Annotated in this window: 14 protein-coding genes; 10 read left to right on the plus strand and 4 right to left on the minus strand. The window is 38.2% G+C overall.

What is annotated here, in order from left to right; translation table 11 throughout:
• Window positions 1–291 precede the first annotated feature (291 nt).
• Genes ACQKN2_RS04650 through ACQKN2_RS04660 form a run of 3 tightly spaced genes read left to right on the plus strand, consistent with a single transcriptional unit; the run spans window position 292 to window position 1,597 of the window.
• The gene (locus tag ACQKN2_RS04650) at window positions 292–753 is read left to right on the plus strand and encodes a hypothetical protein (protein WP_427413908.1); all 462 of its coding nucleotides are present in this window, start codon (window positions 292–294) and stop codon (window positions 751–753) included.
• A gap of 22 nt (window positions 754–775) precedes the next feature.
• Window positions 776–967: a hypothetical protein gene (locus ACQKN2_RS04655; protein WP_197143811.1), complete on the plus strand. Its 192-nt coding sequence runs from the start codon at window positions 776–778 to the stop codon at window positions 965–967.
• An 18-nt stretch (window positions 968–985) separates the two neighbouring features.
• Window positions 986–1,597, plus strand: coding sequence for an alpha/beta hydrolase (locus ACQKN2_RS04660; protein ID WP_427413909.1), 612 nt, complete (start codon window positions 986–988; stop codon window positions 1,595–1,597).
• A gap of 135 nt (window positions 1,598–1,732) precedes the next feature.
• Here ACQKN2_RS04660 and ACQKN2_RS04665 read toward each other — a convergent pair whose 3' ends face one another.
• The 3 genes from ACQKN2_RS04665 to ACQKN2_RS04675 form a co-directional block, all read right to left on the minus strand.
• The gene (locus ACQKN2_RS04665; protein WP_427413910.1) at window positions 1,733–3,844 is read right to left on the minus strand and encodes an MMPL family transporter; all 2,112 of its coding nucleotides are present in this window, start codon (window positions 3,842–3,844) and stop codon (window positions 1,733–1,735) included.
• 150 nt (window positions 3,845–3,994) lie between these two features.
• On the minus strand, window positions 3,995–5,011 hold the full coding sequence (locus ACQKN2_RS04670) for an inorganic phosphate transporter (protein ID WP_427413911.1): 1,017 nt from the start codon (window positions 5,009–5,011) through the stop codon (window positions 3,995–3,997).
• A 20-nt stretch (window positions 5,012–5,031) separates the two neighbouring features.
• Window positions 5,032–5,652, minus strand: a complete 621-nt coding sequence (locus ACQKN2_RS04675; protein ID WP_197143807.1) for a DUF47 domain-containing protein — start codon at window positions 5,650–5,652, stop codon at window positions 5,032–5,034.
• A 571-nt stretch (window positions 5,653–6,223) separates the two neighbouring features.
• Between ACQKN2_RS04675 and ACQKN2_RS04680 the strand changes: the two genes are divergently transcribed.
• Window positions 6,224–6,910: an ABC transporter ATP-binding protein gene (locus ACQKN2_RS04680; RefSeq protein ID WP_427413912.1), complete on the plus strand. Its 687-nt coding sequence runs from the start codon at window positions 6,224–6,226 to the stop codon at window positions 6,908–6,910.
• Between the two features lies 1 nt (window position 6,911).
• The gene (locus tag ACQKN2_RS04685) at window positions 6,912–8,231 is read left to right on the plus strand and encodes an ABC transporter permease (protein ID WP_427413913.1); all 1,320 of its coding nucleotides are present in this window, start codon (window positions 6,912–6,914) and stop codon (window positions 8,229–8,231) included.
• A 219-nt stretch (window positions 8,232–8,450) separates the two neighbouring features.
• On the opposite strand, the gene ACQKN2_RS04690 is transcribed toward ACQKN2_RS04685, so the two are convergent.
• Complete coding sequence (locus tag ACQKN2_RS04690) at window positions 8,451–9,611, minus strand: class I SAM-dependent methyltransferase (RefSeq protein ID WP_427413914.1); 1,161 nt, start codon at window positions 9,609–9,611, stop codon at window positions 8,451–8,453.
• A 183-nt stretch (window positions 9,612–9,794) separates the two neighbouring features.
• On the opposite strand from ACQKN2_RS04690, the gene putP reads away from it, so the two are divergent.
• From putP to ACQKN2_RS04715, 5 genes are all read left to right on the plus strand, one after another.
• Window positions 9,795–11,282, plus strand: coding sequence for a sodium/proline symporter PutP (gene putP, locus ACQKN2_RS04695; RefSeq protein ID WP_427413915.1), 1,488 nt, complete (start codon window positions 9,795–9,797; stop codon window positions 11,280–11,282).
• A gap of 138 nt (window positions 11,283–11,420) precedes the next feature.
• Window positions 11,421–12,707 carry a GTPase HflX gene (gene hflX, locus ACQKN2_RS04700; RefSeq protein WP_427413916.1) on the plus strand — a complete coding sequence of 429 codons (1,287 nt, stop codon included), beginning with the start codon at window positions 11,421–11,423 and terminating at the stop codon, window positions 12,705–12,707.
• Between the two features lie 407 nt (window positions 12,708–13,114).
• Window positions 13,115–14,602: a peptide MFS transporter gene (locus ACQKN2_RS04705; protein WP_427413917.1), complete on the plus strand. Its 1,488-nt coding sequence runs from the start codon at window positions 13,115–13,117 to the stop codon at window positions 14,600–14,602.
• Window positions 14,603–15,133: 531 nt separating this feature from the next.
• Window positions 15,134–16,279, plus strand: coding sequence for a M20 peptidase aminoacylase family protein (locus ACQKN2_RS04710; protein WP_427413918.1), 1,146 nt, complete (start codon window positions 15,134–15,136; stop codon window positions 16,277–16,279).
• A complete protein-coding gene (locus tag ACQKN2_RS04715) occupies window positions 16,279–17,103 on the plus strand; it encodes a GNAT family N-acetyltransferase (RefSeq protein WP_427413919.1) in 825 nt (274 codons plus the stop codon). Before ACQKN2_RS04710 ends, ACQKN2_RS04715 begins: the two co-directional genes overlap by 1 nt.
• Window positions 17,104–17,122: the final 19 nt, after the last annotated feature.

Raw genomic sequence — 17,122 nt, forward strand, 5'->3', positions numbered from 1 at the left:
AAATGATTAGGCTCTGGTTTCTTGTTTCTTCATCAATTTTTAAAGAGTATATATAAGTTGATCTTCGTGACCTGCCTCGGTGCCGCTGTCGCTATGCTTTCGCGCAAAAAAACATCTGTTGGCCCGACGCCCCCAGGAAAGCGCCCAATCGGAACGGAAATCAACCCACACAATCAATCCACACGTTATGGACATGAAACTTTACTTTTAGTACTTCCTATTTTACTTCGATATAACAGGAAGAATAAGTTATACTGTAAGGTATATTGAATAGAAAAGGAGCATTTTTATATGCTAACATTTGAACAAAAGCAAGCCATCATCGACTCATTTCCTGAACTGACAAAGAAGGAAATTTCATTGAAACGCGTAAATTATCACTTTATGGATAGTCTTTATGAAAAAACAATTGTTGTGGAAAAACTACACCCAAATGGCAACGGCTTCGTATTTGTCGGTGATTTATTGCGCTATAAGGAAGAAGCAAATAAAGGCTTAGTAAATATTCGTGACTACGATGAACAACAGCTTCGTGAAATTATTGAAGATGCCATTCAATATTTATCGGAAGAAGCAGAGGATCAAGAACCAATCGAAGAGGTATGGCAAAATCGTGAAGGTGCTCAATTAATGCTAGCCTTTGAGCAACGTTCGTGGAATGTTTATCATGGAGAAAATTTAGAGGAAGCCTTTGGTACACACGATGCTGCGAAAGAATATTTACTAGAAGAAGGTTTTCGTAAAAAGAAATAAGTAATTCGGGGGATACGAACGAATGAATGGGAAAAAATTAGTGGGAATAGTTATTGTTGTTGTTCTAGCTGCTTGTTTATTTTCAGTATTTACGATCACAAAATTTTACAAAGACCACAAGGAACAGCCCAATAGTGAAAATCGCGAAATTAATAAGTCAAAGAGCTTGAATTTAATTTTGCCACAGGCTACAATTATCTCGAATTCAAGATAATCGAGAGGTGGACTGTAAATGCAGCACGTTTTTCATAAAGGAATAGATGAAACAAAACCAACTTTTTTATTGTTACACGGTACAGGTGGAAATGAACAAAGCTTAATTGGCCTTGCAAAGGAAATTGATGAGACAGCAAGCATTTTAAGTGTCCGTGGAAATGTACTTGAAAATGGTATGCCACGCTTTTTCCGTCGATTAGCGGAAGGGGTTTTTGATATAGAGGATTTAATTTTCCGTACGAAGGAATTAAATGACTTTTTATTAGAAGCAGCACAGCAGTATGGCTTTGACCGTCATCGAGTTGTTGCTATCGGCTACTCTAATGGTGCGAATATAGCTGCTAGCCTATTATTCCATTATGAGGATGCTCTAGCAGGTGCAATCCTGCATCATCCAATGGTGCCTAGACGTGATCTTGAATTGCCTACACTTTCTTCTATTCCTGTCTTTATCGGTGCTGGAACGAATGATCCAATGTGTTCTGCTCAGGAATCCGAAGACTTAGAGGCGCTTTTAACGGCAGCTGGGGCAGAGGTGACAACTGTATGGTTTAATTACGGTCATCAGCTAACAATGCCTGAGGTACAAGCAGCAAAAGAATGGTACGACCGTATTTATTCAAAATAAGGAAAAATCCGCAACCTTTGTGTAAGGGAGCGGATTTTTTTACTTCTTTCAGCAAATGTTTTCGTAGCGAAAGTGAAACGTCAGCTACAATTATTAACGTAAAATGCAATGTGCCGAGGCATCATTGATCTCCATTTATTTTTGTTTCTTCGTGAAGGGTAGCCACCAATTCCAGTTCCCAAAGAGCTTCATAAGACTTGGTACGAGCAAGAGACGGATAATGGTTGCATCGATGGCGACCGCAACAGCTATACCAACCCCAATTTGCTTCACGGGCATCACATCTGTAAAAGCGAATGCCCCGGTTATAACAATCATAATAAGCGCTGCTGACGTAATGATACGACTTGTAGAAGTTAGACCGTCAATCGTGGCACGTGTATTATCCGCCCCTTTTTGATATTCCTCTTGAATGCGAGATATTAAAAAGACTTCATAGTCCATACTTAAGCCGAATACAAGGCAAAATACAATTACTGGGATAATAAGGACAATCGTACCGGCTTCAATGCCCAAATGACCATACTGGAAAATATAGACGAGAATACCGAAGGCTGATGAAAGTCCAATGATATTCATAATAATCGCTTTCAGTGGGATTAAAATAGAGCGGAAAGCGATCATTAAAATAAAGAACGTTGAAACAATAATAATAGAGACAGCCAAGAAAATTTTACTAGCAATTTCATCGAAAATCTCTTGATTGAATTTCGCATGACCTCCGAGAGTAAAATCGACACCTAAATCTTTATCTTTCCATGTTCGAGCAAATTCTTGAGCAGTAGTGGATGAACCGGCTGCGTTCAATGTAATTGGGATAAAGAGTTGTTTATCTTTAGCAAACGTATTTAGAATTGGTTTTAATTGTTCTGCCACTTGTGGAATTTTCAAAGAAGCTGTCAGTTCCTCAGGTGACTTAATGTTAGCCGTCGTATAAATGGTTGATACCTGATTTACTAATGGGTCATCAAGCAACTTTTCTTGAATAGTGTAAATAAGCTCTCTTGCCTCAGCATTTTGCCAACCTTCCTTACGTTCTGCTAACAAATATAAAGTTGAGGTATCGCCAAGTCCGAACGTTTCGTCTAACTGATCATAAGCTGCACGTGCCTCATATTTCGCCGGTAATGAATCCACCTGAGGAATTGTAAGTTTAATATCCTTCAATGGAATCATACCAATACCTAGTAATAATAAAGCTACAATAACGATGGCAACAGGATATTTCATGACAAAACCGGCAAAGCCACGCCAACGATTTGCGCCATCAGATTTTACACGTAATAGGCGCCATTTATTAAGGCGATCTCCTAATAACATCATCGTAGCAGGTAGCAAGGTTAAGCCTGAAAGTACTGCAAGAAATACAACAATTGCGCCTCCTAAAGCGATATTGTGAAAAATCTCGACGTCAATGACAATCATGGCACCTAAGCCAATCATGACACAAGCAGCAGAAAAGATGATTGAACGGCCAGCTGTCTGTATAGCTGTTTGAATAGCTTGTACAATGGAAGTGTGGGCACGTTCCTCGCGATATCGGTTAATAAACAACAAGGCAAAATCAATGCTTAATGCAAGTCCAAGCATGGGGACTATATTTAATACAAAAATCGATAAATTGACATTACCGCTAAACAAAGTCAAAATTCCAAACGCGGTGACAACAGTAACAACGCCAATAATGATAGGTAAGATGGAGGCTACGACAGTACCGAAAGCTAGTAATAGCACTATGATAGCGATTGGTAAGCCTATTGCCTCCGCTGACGCTAAATCCTTTTGACTGGCTGTATTGATGTCCGCTGAAATAACAGGTCCGCCTGTAATGCTCACACCGTCATCCTCTATTAATGAACGGATGTCTTTCACAACATCCGGTAGATGATCAATATTATTTTTAAGATGAATCATGGCATATGCTACACCATTCTTTTGTAAAGAAGCATCATCGAGTGGTGATTGGATTGAATGAATCTCCTTTGTTTTTTTCAACTTTTTTAATGTATCTTGAATTTTCTTATCGTCCGCTGGATGGAAGACGACCAAAATTGTATCGGATGGTAAATCAAATGTTTTGGCAAGCTCATTGGTTACGTAGGTATGATCTCCTTTCACAAAGAAACCGTCGCCATGAAGCTTATTTGGAAGTTGTATAGCAAACATAGCCATGGAAATAAAAATGACGAACCATAAGGCTACGATAGCTTTAGCGTGGGCTGTTATAAAAGCTGAAAAAGTTTTCATAGTAGGTGCTATCCTCCTTTTTAAAATAGTGTAAAGGATGTGTCACATTTTGTCGTGTAATAATGTAAAGACTCCTGTCCCTAATAAGGAACAGGAGTCTTAGTATGCAATCAAAATCAATTATGCCTCGGCATAATTGTGTCCGAGAAGCTAAAAGAATAACGATAATAAAATGTAAATAATAGCTGCCATAACTGCAGAAATTGGCATTGTAATAACCCAAGTCGTGACGATTTTACGCGCCATCCCCCAGTTTACGCCACGTACACGTTGTGCAGAGCCGACACCCATGATAGAGGAAGAAATAACGTGTGTTGTAGAAACTGGTAGATGAATTAATGTAGCACCGAAGATAATAGACGCAGATGCTAAATCCGCGGCAACTCCGTTTACTGGACGGATTTTCATAATTTTACCGCCGACTGTTTTAATAATTTTATAGCCACCGATAGAAGTACCAAGCCCCATTGCAGTTGCTGCTGCAGCTCGTACCCAGAAAGGAATTTCATCTCCTGTATGCAAACCACCAGCGATTAATGCCATCGTCATAATACCCATTGCCTTTTGTGCATCGTTTGTACCATGTGTAAAAGATTGAATGGCGGCAGTGAAAATTTGCATCGTACGGAAGCCTTTATTCGTACGATATAAATTTAAGTTTTTAAACCATAATTTAAACAATGTCATCATAATAAAGCCAGCGCAAATCGCAAGGATTGGTGATAGCACTAAGGCCATAATGATTTTAGTAAAACCGCCATAGTTAAGAACCCCGAAGCCTGCAGATGCAATTGCTGCACCAGCAATGGACCCAATCAGAGTATGTGAAGAACTCGATGGAATACCGAAATACCATGTTAGTAAGTTCCAAATAATAGCGGAGATTAATGCTGCTAAAATAACGACTGATCCTGTCGTGTCTCCTGCAAAGGCATTTAAAGAGAATGGATCTACAATATCTTTTGTTAAAGCCTTTGCAACACCGACGAAAGTAATAGCTCCGATAAAGTTCATCGTCGCAGCCATCATGATAGCTACGCGAGGTTTCAATGCTCTAGTAGAAACTGAAGTTGCGATAGCATTTGCTGTATCATGGAAGCCATTGATAAAGTCAAATGTTAGGGCAAAGATAACGACCAGTACAGTTAGTATAATGATTGTGTTCATTGTAAGTGCCCATCTCCTAATTACGCGTTACGCATGATAATTGTTTCCATAGTATTTGCAACGTTTTGGCAATGATCAGCGATATCTTCAAGTTGTTCATATATATCTTTATATTTAATAAGTCGAATTGGATCTTTTTCATTTAAAAATAGTTGTTTAATAGATGAACGTTGTACTTCATCGCATTCACGTTCATAGTCCTTAATAAGAATTGCGTGTGGGCGCATGCCAATAAGATTCTTTTTCTTTAACTCTTCTGTTGCTTTCACAATTTCATCAGCACCTTTTGAAATATAGCCTAAGAAAGTACGCATTGATTCATCAACCTCAGTTAGAGAGAACATCTCAAAATGAGCGATACAATGCTCCGTACCATCTAATACGTCGTCCATACGAATTGCAAATTCTAGAATGTCTTCGCGTTCGATAGGTGTCATAAATGATTTGTTTAGCATCACGATTAGTTCGTGAATGAGCTTATCACCAGCTGTTTCGTAATTTTTCATAGTAATGCTAATCTCTTTTAAGTCAGCTACACTGTTAATACGAAAATCATTTGCGTAATGTACGGCCTCTCTCATATTCTCAGCAATTTTATGCAAAGCTATAAAGAAAGGGTCTTGTTTTTTTGAGTTAAGCATGTAAATCGAATCCTCCTGGATATAAATAAATTGGCCTCTAAACTTTACTATCATAACAAAATCTTTAATTTATCTACATAAAATTCTTCTATTCTCCATAAAACTTTACAATCCTGTAATATACAATTTGTTCATAAAATAATAAGGGCATCACTGTATTTGTTTTTATTAATACAGAAAAGTGCTTTTAAAATAGGTTTTATAAAGGTTTTTACTTTCTGTTTACTACAAAAGAATACTATGGAGACATAAATTTTTGAATAACTTATATCTCAGAATTGTAAAGGGAATGTAAAGGAATCGTTTTGCTTATAGTTTTCCCCTTTCTTAAGAATATCTTCATTTTTATCCTTCAACTTTATTAAGAATTCTTTACTACAATAGAGAAAGAAGGGCTCATAACCATAAGTTTGGGATGATATTTATCCATGCATAGAAGTTGATTGGAGTGGAGGCTGGGCGACTCCTTGGGGCTCATCGGACGCCCCCAGGAAAGAGCCCAGTCGGAACGGAAATCAACCACACGTTATGGTGATGAGTCAGAAGAATGTGAAAGGGTGTTTATTTAAAAATGATACAGGTTGAAAACTTACAACATACATTTTTAATTGGAAAGAAAGGCAAGGAAAAGCAGGTGCCGGTATTAAAAGGTGTCAACTTTGAGGTGAAAAAAGGAGAGATTGTCGCAATTGTTGGTAAAAGTGGCTCCGGTAAATCAACCTTACTACAAATACTAGCTGGATTTATGAAATTTGAACAAGGATCTATTAAGGTAAACGGAAAGGAAACAGCTAATCTCACTGAAGTAGAAAGTGCAGCTTTTCGCTTGCAACAGTTTGGATTTATCTTTCAAAACTTTCAATTGATGCCAGGCTTAACAGCGTTTGAAAACATAGAACTACCATTAAAGTTACAAGGTATCAAGAAAGCTATGCGTACAGAAAAGGTAAAAAAATTAATGGACAAGGTTGGTTTAACGGAGGTGGCAGACCATTACCCAAATGAATTGTCGGGTGGTCAGCAACAGCGTGTTAGTATTGCGAGAGCTCTAATTACAAACCCACCGATTTTGTTAGCAGATGAGCCGACAGGAAGTCTTGACTCGGAAACAGAGCAAGATATATTGTTGCTCATTCAAAGTCTAAACCGTGAGCTTGGTTTAACATTTGTCATCATTACTCACGATGAGGAAGTAGCAACGATAGCACACCGACGTTTCCGCATGTACGACGGGGAACTTGTAAAGGAGGAAGCATAACATGTTATTTAAAGATCAATTAGATTTTGTTACACAGCATATAAAGAAAAATAAATTACGTGTGTTTATGACAGTACTGGCGGCAACGATGGGCTGTGCATTTTTGATTGTCCTCGCATCAGTTGGGTTTGGGCTGCAGGATTCCATACGTAATGAAATATTATCGGATGAAAATATTACGAAAATTCAAGTGTTTGGTAATGATCAATTTACAGAGGAACAAGTCCATGAAATAAAAAGTATAGAACATGTGGAAACAGTCCTTGAAACGATTACTGTCAATGCATCCGCACATTCATTTTTTGAGGATCGCGATACACTATCTGATGTATACGTTGCGAATATGCATGATTTTGCGCAAGTAAATGGCAAGCTTGCGGAAGGGAAGTATCCAACAAAACCAAACGAAATCGTTGTTGGTTATCATTTTGCTCAAACATTAATAAATGATGCTGAGCGCAAAATTATTGAAGAAAAGAGTAAAAAAGCTGAAGTAGAAGGCACGTATTATAATGGTAGTGAGGAAGGCTATAAGGACTCATTAATTGGTAAAGAGATCGAATTGTCATTAATGCCACGTACTGATGGGGCAGAAGAAGGAGAGAAAATAAAGTATACGATTGTCGGTGTTATGAAGAAGCCTTCTTATGATTGGATGATCAATAACTCTATTTATATGGATACAGAGCAAAAGCCAATGCTAGCAACTAATTTAGTAGCAACAGGTAATGTTAAAGAGGATGACGTGTTTCATTCAGAATTCAATATTTTTGCTGATAGCATGGAAAATGTAAAACCGATATTAGAAAAACTAAAAGACAAAGGCTATAACGTTTATTCGGTGACTGAACAATTAGATCAAATGAATGTATTTTTCCTAGTTTTAAAAATCGGCTTAATTTTTGTAGGAACAATTGCTGTCTTGATCGCCTCGATTGGCATTTTCAATACAATGACAATGGCAGTTACAGAGCGTACTCGTGAAATCGGTGTTTTAAAGGCGATTGGAGCTAGTCCAAAGCTTATTCAACGATTGTTCTTAATGGAAAGTACGTTCATTGGTATTATTGGAACTTTAATAGCTGTTGCCATTTCATATGTTATTAGCTTTGTAGCAAATGCTGCACTGCCTTTAATTCTAGAAGCAGCAACAGGGGAAGAGGCATTTAGTAAAAATGACATTACATTTTCACTTATTCCTTGGCAGCTCGTTATTATTGCATCAGCGATTAGTATTGGTGTAGCGATGATTTCAGGCTATCGTCCGGCACGTAAGGCCACGAAAATTGACGTTATTCAAGCATTACGACAAGAACTATAATAGAAAGGGCGGTCCAAAAGTTATTGGACCGCCCTTTCTATTTGATTAAGCAAATTCGGAAATACCCGCGGAAGGATGACGAATACCCGCGCTACGCTATGAAATACCCGCGCTACGCTATGAAATACCCGTGGAAGGAGTGAATACCCGCGCTTCGCGATGAAATACCCGCAGAAGCAGCGTGAATCCCTGCGCTTTACTCACAAATACCGCGGCATTTTAAAGGTAAGCTTGTAACTCATTCGCTAAAAACGGCTTGGCATTTAGCAACTTTAAAAACGCATCATAGCTAGCGCGCTGTTCAGTGCTTGGCTTTTTACCAGTATGATAAGCTCTTATTAAAATGTTTTTTGGTGTATTTTCCATATCGATAAACTCTAGCAGTTGTGCCTCATAGCCCACAAGTGATAAAATTTCTGCTCGGATTGCGTCCGTTGCAAGCGCTGAAAAACGCTCGCGTACGAGACCGTGCTGAAGCATGATATCAAGAGCTGGTGTATTTAGCTGGCGATTTAGCTCATGCTGGCAACAAGGGACACTTAAAATAACGCTTGCTCCCCATTTTACGGCGCGGGCCAATGCCATATCAGTGGCAACATCGCAAGCATGTAGCGTTACGACCATGTCCACCGCAGACTCATCATTATAATCATTAATATCTCCTACTAGAAATTCGAGCTGCTCATAGCCTAAATCCTGTGCGATTTGTGAGCATTCTTCAATGACTTCCTTCTTTAAATCCAAACCAGTGACACGAATGTCTAAACCTTTTTCGATTTTTAAATAATGGTATAAGGCGAATGTTAAATAGGATTTGCCTGAACCGAAATCTAAAATACGAACCTGACGATCCTTTGGTAAATATGTTAATGCATCATCAATAAATTCGATGAAGCGGTTGATTTGTTTAAATTTATCGTATTTTTGTTTTTTTATTTTTCCATCTTCTGTTTGTACGCCAAGACGAATTAAAAATGGGTATGGCTTATCCTCTGCCAGTAAATAGTTTTTCTTGCGATTATGCGTTAAATTGACTTGCTTTGGCGTTGAGGACTTATCAGATTTCCATAGTACTTTGTTCTTTTTTGATAGCTGCACTTGTATTTTTTCATCAATATAATCAATATGTGCTTGACGGTAATCGTTCAAAAATGCTTCTAGCTTCTCAGGGAAATCTTCTAATAGAACATTTTCATGCTTTAAAATACGTTCAAATTGATATTCAACTTGTATATGGTAAGCATCCTTCAATAATAAAGGTTTTAGCTTTATACGTTTTACTTCGTTTGATTTCATACGTGGTTGACTGATTGTCGCAGTAACAAGTTGCTGTTGTAAAATCCGCTCTATAAGCTGAGCTTTCATTTCTTCAAATGTCATACATTTCGCCTTCTTTATCGTGTTATAGATGGCACTAGTTTAACATACTTTATGAATTGCATTGCTATTATAAATTTCAGAATTCGCTCTTTGAATGATTATAGGTTATTTTGTATACTTGTGGTATTTTAAATATAAAGAATTTTTAATAAAAAGATTGATAGGGAAACTAGGGGGAAAAATATGTCTGCAAACATGTATCAATTACTTGCGATTATTATTTATATGATCGCCATGCTAGGAATCGGTTGGTATGCATTTGTTAAAACAACGAATTTAACGGATTACATGCTCGGTGGGCGTTCGCTAGGCCCTGCTGTCACAGCGCTAAGTGCAGGTGCAGCAGATATGTCTGGCTGGCTGTTAATGGGTTTACCGGGTGCGATCTATTTATCTGGAATTGTTGAGGCCTGGATTGCTATTGGTTTAACGATTGGTGCCTATTTGAATTGGCTACTTGTAGCACCGAGACTACGTGCATATACACAAATTGCTAATGACTCAATTACTATTCCGAGTTATTTAGATAATCGTTTACATGATAGTACAAAGCTAATAAGAATTGCGTCGGGTATTATTATTTTAATCTTTTTTACATTTTATGTTTCTTCGGGAATGGTTGCAGGAGGCAAGTTTTTTGATAGTTCATTTGGCTATGAATACCATACTGGTTTATTGCTTGTATCTGCTGTTGTTGTGGCATACACATTGTTTGGAGGATTTTTAGCGGTTAGTTATACAGACTTTTTACAGGGGCTAATTATGTTTATAGCACTTATTTCTGTCCCGTTATTTGGATTGTTTTTAACAGGTGGAATTGGAGACACAATAGCATCTATTAAAGCTGTAAATCCTGAACATCTGAGCTTATTACCTGCAACTGCAACTGCTGCGGCAATCATTTCATCACTTGCATGGGGACTAGGTTATTTTGGACAACCACATATTATCGTGCGCTTTATGGCGATAAGTTCAGTAAAAGAAACAAAGCAGGCACGTCGTATCGGTATTGGCTGGATGATGTTAAGTTTATTCGGAGCGATTGCGACAGCTTTGGTAGGTGTGGCTTATTATGAGCAAAATGCAGGTGAGTTAAAGGACGCTGAGACGGTATTTATTGTACTTGGCCAACTCCTATTCCATCCGTTTATTGCAGGTATAATGCTAGCTGCCATTTTAGCAGCGGTTATGAGTACAATTTCATCACAATTAATTGTTACTTCGTCAGCACTTGTAGAAGACATTTACAAAGCCTTATTTAATAAAACAGCAGATGATAAGCATTATGTTTTTACTGGCCGTGTCGCTGTTTTAGTTGTAGCTATTATCGCAGCAATTTTAGCATGGAATCCAGATAGTTCTGTTTTAGACTTAGTGGGCTTTGCTTGGGCTGGCTTCGGTGCAGCATTCGGTCCAGTAATATTGCTGTCCCTATATTGGAGAAAATTAACGAATTACGGAGCTCTTAGTGGGATGGTAGCAGGCGCTGCAACCGCCTTTGTTTGGGGGAAAATTAAATTCTTAGCTGATACATTATATGAGATTGTACCAGGCTTCGTAGTGTGCTTAATCGTAGCGGTTATTGTCAGCATTTTGACATATAGACCGAATAAAGATATTGAAGACGAGTTCAATCGTACTGAAGTATTGTTAAAAGAAGAACGGAAGTAAATGAATGAAGTGCGCCTTTTGCAAAGAAGGCGCATTTTTTTCGATATACATGTTAAACGACACGGTTTAGGACATTATATGGTAAGATGAAGAAAATTTGTCGTAGTAGCATCAAGGCATTGGTGGGAGGTTTTGTGGATGGATAGAATTAAAGAAGTAGATATATTGGTTGAAAAAGCTATTTTAGTTGGCGTAAATTTACGGAATGATGAGCATTTTGATTATTCAATGGAGGAGCTGGAAAATTTAGCTGAAGCTTTAAATGTTGAAGTTGCCGGCATTGTCACACAAAATTTAGAGCGAGTTACGCCATCTCATTATGTTGGAACAGGGAAAATTGAAGAAATAAAAAACTTTTATGATGAAGTACAAGCAAATTTAGTGATTTTTAACGATGAGTTATCACCTTCGCAAATCCGTAATTTAGAGCGCGATTTAGAGACAAAGGTTATTGATAGAACGATGTTGATTTTAGATATTTTTGGACGTCGTGCTAAAACAAGTGAAGCACAGATGCAAGTTGAGTTAGCACAATTGCAATATATGCTACCTCGTTTGGTTGGCTTGCATGCTTCTCTCAGTCGTCAAGGTGGTGGCACTGGTGGTGGCTTTAAAAACCGTGGTGCTGGTGAGACAAAGCTCGAGCTAGACCGTCGTAAAATTGAGGATCAGATTTCGAAAATAAAGAAGGACCTAGAGCATGTAAAGGAGCAACGAGAGACACAGCGTAAACAACGACGTAAAAATGCCGTCCCTGTCGTTTCCATTGTTGGCTATACGAACGCGGGTAAGTCAACCATTATGAATCAGCTACTTACGAAAATAGGGCAGGAAGATCATAAGCAAGTGTTTGAGAAGGATATGCTTTTTGCCACACTTGAAACATCTGTCCGTCAAATAGAATTACCTGATAAAAAGACGTTTTTATTAACAGATACAGTTGGTTTCGTTAGCAAATTACCGCATCATCTAGTAAAGGCATTCCGCTCAACTCTGGAAGAGGCTCGTGATGCCGACTTATTACTCCATGTTGTGGATGTTTCCAATTCTGAGCACGGCTTTATGATGGAAGTAACAAATGAAACGCTTAAAGCAGTTGGCGTTGAAGGGATTCCAACAATTTATGTGTATAATAAAGCTGATATAGCAAGCGTTCCATACCCTGTTATCAGCGGTGATAACATTTGGATTTCAGCGAAGGAAGGGACTGGATTAGAGGAATTATTGCAAATGATACGTCAGCATATTTTCTCTGATTATATAACATGTAAAATGCTCATTCCGTACGAACAGGGAAATATCGTTTCTTATTTAAATGAACATGCCTCTGTTTATGAAACAGCGTATGAAGAAAATGGTACGCTGCTAACGCTAGAGTTGAAAGAAGCGGATTATGCAAAATTCCAACAATATGTAATGAAATAATCAATAACATCATTGTTTTAAAAGCATGCTAGAAGCACTTCGTGTTTCTAGCATGCTTTTTTATAATCGAAAAAGCAAATTTATATCGCTGTGAATGAAATTATAGATAATACTAGCTTTTTTGTTTAAAAAGTAAAAAATCTGACTATAAAATATTTTAGAATAATTTAACGGTGGTTTATAATTTAGTAGATATTAAAGAATCAGAAAACTTAGGAATATCAATAGGTTTGGTACAATTCTATGGAAATTAAACTGAATTTAAAGAAAAGGTGTAAAATTCCAACATTTTTTAAAACTCTTGAAAAAGTTTTTAAAACGCTTTAGTATGATGAAATAAAGTTTTTATCTTTAATATTGGGTAATAATATTATTATTGAATAATGAAATCGGGAGAGGATATTTTTATGTCTACTAAAGATGAAATTGTAAAATCCGTCCCTCAAGATGGCTTTGTCGGACACCCTAAAGGGCTCTTTACATTATTTTTCACTGAATTTTGGGAACGTTTCTCATACTACGGTATGCGAGCAATTCTGATTTTCTTTATGTATTATGAATTGCATGAAGGCGGCTTAGGCCTAGATCGTGGACTAGCGAACTCAATTATGGCTATCTACGGATCATTGGTTTACATGTCAGGGATTATCGGTGGTTGGATTGCTGACCGAATACTAGGTACACGTAGGACTATTTTCTATGGTGGCGTGTTCATTATGATTGGACATTTCCTGCTAGCGTTACCTGGTGGCGCAAGCATGTTATTTGTTTCAATGTTCTTTATTGTCATTGGGACAGGCTTATTAAAACCGAACGTTTCAAGCATTGTCGGAGATATGTATGCTGATACAGATAGTCGTCGTGATGCAGGTTTTTCAATTTTCTATATGAGCATTAACATGGGATCATTCCTTGCACCATTAATTGTCGGAACAATTGGACAACAGTATAGTTTCCACCTAGGCTTTGGTGTAGCAGGGGTAGGGATGTTAATTGGTTTAATAATTTTTAAATTAACAGGAAAAAAATATTTAGGGTTAGCAGGATTACAGGTAAACAACCCGTTACTGCCTGAAGAACGGAAAAAAGTCTTTACACGATTTGGGATTTTAGCGCTACTTATTATTATTGCTGGGGCAATTGGTATCAAAACTGGCGTACTAACAGTGAATGTTTTTGGTTTAATTATTACGGCGCTAGGTATTGTAATTCCAACGGTGTACTTTATTTATATGTATCGCAGTGAGAAAACAACGAAGGACGAGAAGTCTCGCGTGCTCGCTTATATTCCTTTGTTTTTATCGGCTGTAATGTTTTGGGCAATCCAAGAACAAGGGGCGACTATTTTAGCAACGTATGCAGATAGTCGTACACGATTGGATATTGGTGGTTTTCATATTCCATCTTCTTGGTTCCAATCATTAAACCCTTTATTCGTCGTTACAATGGCTCCGTTATTTGCCATGTTATGGATGAAGTGGGGAGATAAGCAACCATCTACACCGCGTAAATTCGCTTATGCATTATTCTTTGCAGGATTGTCATTCTTAGTGATGATGCTTCCAGCGTATTTATCTGGTGGTACAGATTTAGTAAGTCCATGGTGGCTAGTATTATCATTCTTTTTAGTTGTAGTTGGGGAGTTATTATTATCGCCAGTAGGGTTGTCAGTTACTACAAAATTGGCTCCAAAGGCTTTTGCTGCACAAACGATGTCACTTTGGTTTTTAACAAGCGCAGCAGCGCAAGCGATCAACGCACAACTTGTAAAAGTCTATGAAGTGGTAAGTGAATTCACATACTTCGGTTTCTTAGGCTCATTATCAATTGTTTTCGGGATCATAATATTAGTACTTTCGCCAATTATTTCAAAAGCTATGCGAGGTATTAATTAATCAAAAGATGCAAGTACAGTTAATCAAATAACTGTACTTGCATTTTTTTTGTATTAAGAGATATTTTGTTGATACTTTGCTCATCATATTGCGTGTGGTTGATTTCCGTTCCGGCTGTGCGCTTTCCTGGGGGCGCCCGATGAGCCGCTTCGCTGCGCTGCAGGGTCTCATCTGTGACGCTGATCCCCGAGGAGTCGCCCAGCCTCCACTCCAATCAACTAATATGCTTCAATAAATGTTATCCCAAACTATTGAGGATAAGTCAGATCTTTTACTTATTATATGCAACTTAGCTCGCTGTAGCATTTAGCGGAAATCAGCATCTTTCTAATCGATAAAAATGAATAAGAGGTGGTTAATCAACCAACCAACCTAGTTCTTATGCTTCGATATAAAAATTATCTACAATCTGAAGGTGATAAGCTGTAACATGTAGTTAAATTGTTGAAAGCGGGACGTTTCTTAGTAGAAAAGTTTTCATTTTCATTTATAATAATCTTAATAGTATGATAATTTAAGGGGTTGGATGCTATGAAGGAAGCTTTGAGTCGCTTGAGGCCAAGATTAATGGAGATTTTCACGTACTTGCACGAGAATCCTGAAATAAGCTGGCATGAGGTAGAAACAACAAATTATATTTACGATTTACTAACGCAGGAAGGTTATACACCAATACGCTTTAAAAACAGTACAGGGCTTTATGTAGATATAGGAAATGGTCATCCTAAAGTCGGTTTACGTACGGACATAGATGCGTTATGGCAGGAAGTAGATGGTGAGTTTCGTGCAAATCACTCCTGTGGCCATGATGGACATATGACGATGGCAATCGGTACTCTCTTACTTTTGAAAGAGCTTGCTCCATCATTCAACGGTACAATTCGTGTGATTTTTCAACCAGCTGAAGAGAAAGGAACAGGTGCTTTTTCCGTTTTAAAAGAAGGTGTCATTGATGATTTAGACTTTTTATTTGGTGTCCATGTAAGACCTGTCCATGAGCTTGAAGACGGTACATATTGTGCCGCGTTACATCATGGAGCCTCTCGGTTGATAGAAGGGGAAATCATTGGAGAAGATGCCCACGCTGCAAGGCCGCATCTCGGCGTGAATGCCATTGAAGTAGGAGCAACTATTATCGAAGATTTACGAACGATTCATACAGATCCGATGATTCCTGTATCAATTAAGATGACCAAATTCCATGCAGGAGGAGAATCCGGCAATATTATTCCTGGGAGTGCATCGTTCACCATTGATATACGAGCTCAGCAAAATGATGTAATGGATGCACTTGCACAGGGAGTAAAGAGGGTTATTGATTCTTCCAAGATCTTGCATAAAGTGCAGATTGAATTATGTACAGTAGCAAATGTAGTAGCTGCTGAGGTAGATCCAACTGCTCAATATTTTATGGAGCAAGCAATCGTGCAAGCAACAGGGTTGTCGAATTTAAGAAAGCCCATTCGTACACCTGGAGGAGAAGATTTTCATCACTATGCTGTGCAACGCCCACATTTAAAATCAACGATGTTAGGTTTAGGCTGTGGACTAACACCAGGACTACATCATCCGAAGATGAAATTTAAGCAGGCGAGGCTGGTAACTGGAGTTGAAATTCTTACAAGAGCGGTATTGTTAGCATTGGAGTCAGGGAATACAAAGGAGGGGTCAGCGTAATGTTAGAGAGGGTACGTATTCAAAAAATAATGACACCTACAGAGGTTGCAGAAGTACAAATTTTAAACGAAAGTATTTGGGGGAGTCAGGCTATTCCTTCTCATCAATTGTTAGCGGCTGTACAAAATGGTGGATTAGTGCTTGGGGCGTATTTAGACGAAAAGCTGATTGGCTTTAACTACTGCTTTGTTGGCTATGGACATGGAAAAATGTATTTACACTCACACATGATTGGTGTAGAGAAAACATATCGTGAACAAGGTGTAGGTGAATTATTAAAGCATGCCCAGCAGGAATATGCCAAAGAACATGAGTTCCAGCTTGTGATTTGGCTATTTGATCCACTAGAGGCATGTATGGCTAATTTATCGTTTTTGAAGCTCGATTCCTATAGTTTTCAGTATGAAAATGATTATTATGGTCCGCTCAAGGACGATTTTAACGATGGGCTACCTTCAGATCGAATTGTCGTAGAATGGTGGGTTGAACGCGATCGAGTGGAGGACTCCTTGGATGAACTGGAAGAGGGAGCTGAAGAAATTGTACCGTGGTCGCTAACGGTAGATGGCTTACCAGTGCTCGATATTGATGGTGAATTTCAGCAAGAGCAATCATTTTATAAGGACGCTTATTTATTGCCCATTCCTCAACATTTACAAAAGATGAAAGTGGAGAGTCCTAAGCTTGCAGAAGACTGGCGTTATAAAGTTCGTACCATTTTAACGACATTGTTTGAACAAAATTATGCAATCGTTCGAATGAAAAAGCACAAGGAATATGTCCATAGCTATCTATTAGTCAGACGCTCCTTATTAGCTTTATAATAAGGATAAGGAGTGAAAT

Source organism: Lysinibacillus sp. NPDC093688, assembly GCF_050280145.1.
GTDB lineage: Bacteria > Bacillota > Bacilli > Bacillales_A > Planococcaceae > Lysinibacillus > Lysinibacillus xylanilyticus_B.

Coding starts and splice junctions, on each gene's coding strand:
- ACQKN2_RS04650 (WP_427413908.1), top strand. CDS start 292: ATGCTAACATTTGAACAAAAGCAAGCCATCATCGACTCATTTCCTGAA.
- ACQKN2_RS04655 (WP_197143811.1), top strand. CDS start 776: ATGAATGGGAAAAAATTAGTGGGAATAGTTATTGTTGTTGTTCTAGCT.
- ACQKN2_RS04660 (WP_427413909.1), top strand. CDS start 986: ATGCAGCACGTTTTTCATAAAGGAATAGATGAAACAAAACCAACTTTT.
- ACQKN2_RS04665 (WP_427413910.1), bottom strand. CDS start 3,844: ATGAAAACTTTTTCAGCTTTTATAACAGCCCACGCTAAAGCTATCGTA.
- ACQKN2_RS04670 (WP_427413911.1), bottom strand. CDS start 5,011: ATGAACACAATCATTATACTAACTGTACTGGTCGTTATCTTTGCCCTA.
- ACQKN2_RS04675 (WP_197143807.1), bottom strand. CDS start 5,652: ATGCTTAACTCAAAAAAACAAGACCCTTTCTTTATAGCTTTGCATAAA.
- ACQKN2_RS04680 (WP_427413912.1), top strand. CDS start 6,224: ATGATACAGGTTGAAAACTTACAACATACATTTTTAATTGGAAAGAAA.
- ACQKN2_RS04685 (WP_427413913.1), top strand. CDS start 6,912: ATGTTATTTAAAGATCAATTAGATTTTGTTACACAGCATATAAAGAAA.
- ACQKN2_RS04690 (WP_427413914.1), bottom strand. CDS start 9,611: ATGACATTTGAAGAAATGAAAGCTCAGCTTATAGAGCGGATTTTACAA.
- putP (WP_427413915.1), top strand. CDS start 9,795: ATGTCTGCAAACATGTATCAATTACTTGCGATTATTATTTATATGATC.
- hflX (WP_427413916.1), top strand. CDS start 11,421: ATGGATAGAATTAAAGAAGTAGATATATTGGTTGAAAAAGCTATTTTA.
- ACQKN2_RS04705 (WP_427413917.1), top strand. CDS start 13,115: ATGTCTACTAAAGATGAAATTGTAAAATCCGTCCCTCAAGATGGCTTT.
- ACQKN2_RS04710 (WP_427413918.1), top strand. CDS start 15,134: ATGAAGGAAGCTTTGAGTCGCTTGAGGCCAAGATTAATGGAGATTTTC.
- ACQKN2_RS04715 (WP_427413919.1), top strand. CDS start 16,279: ATGTTAGAGAGGGTACGTATTCAAAAAATAATGACACCTACAGAGGTT.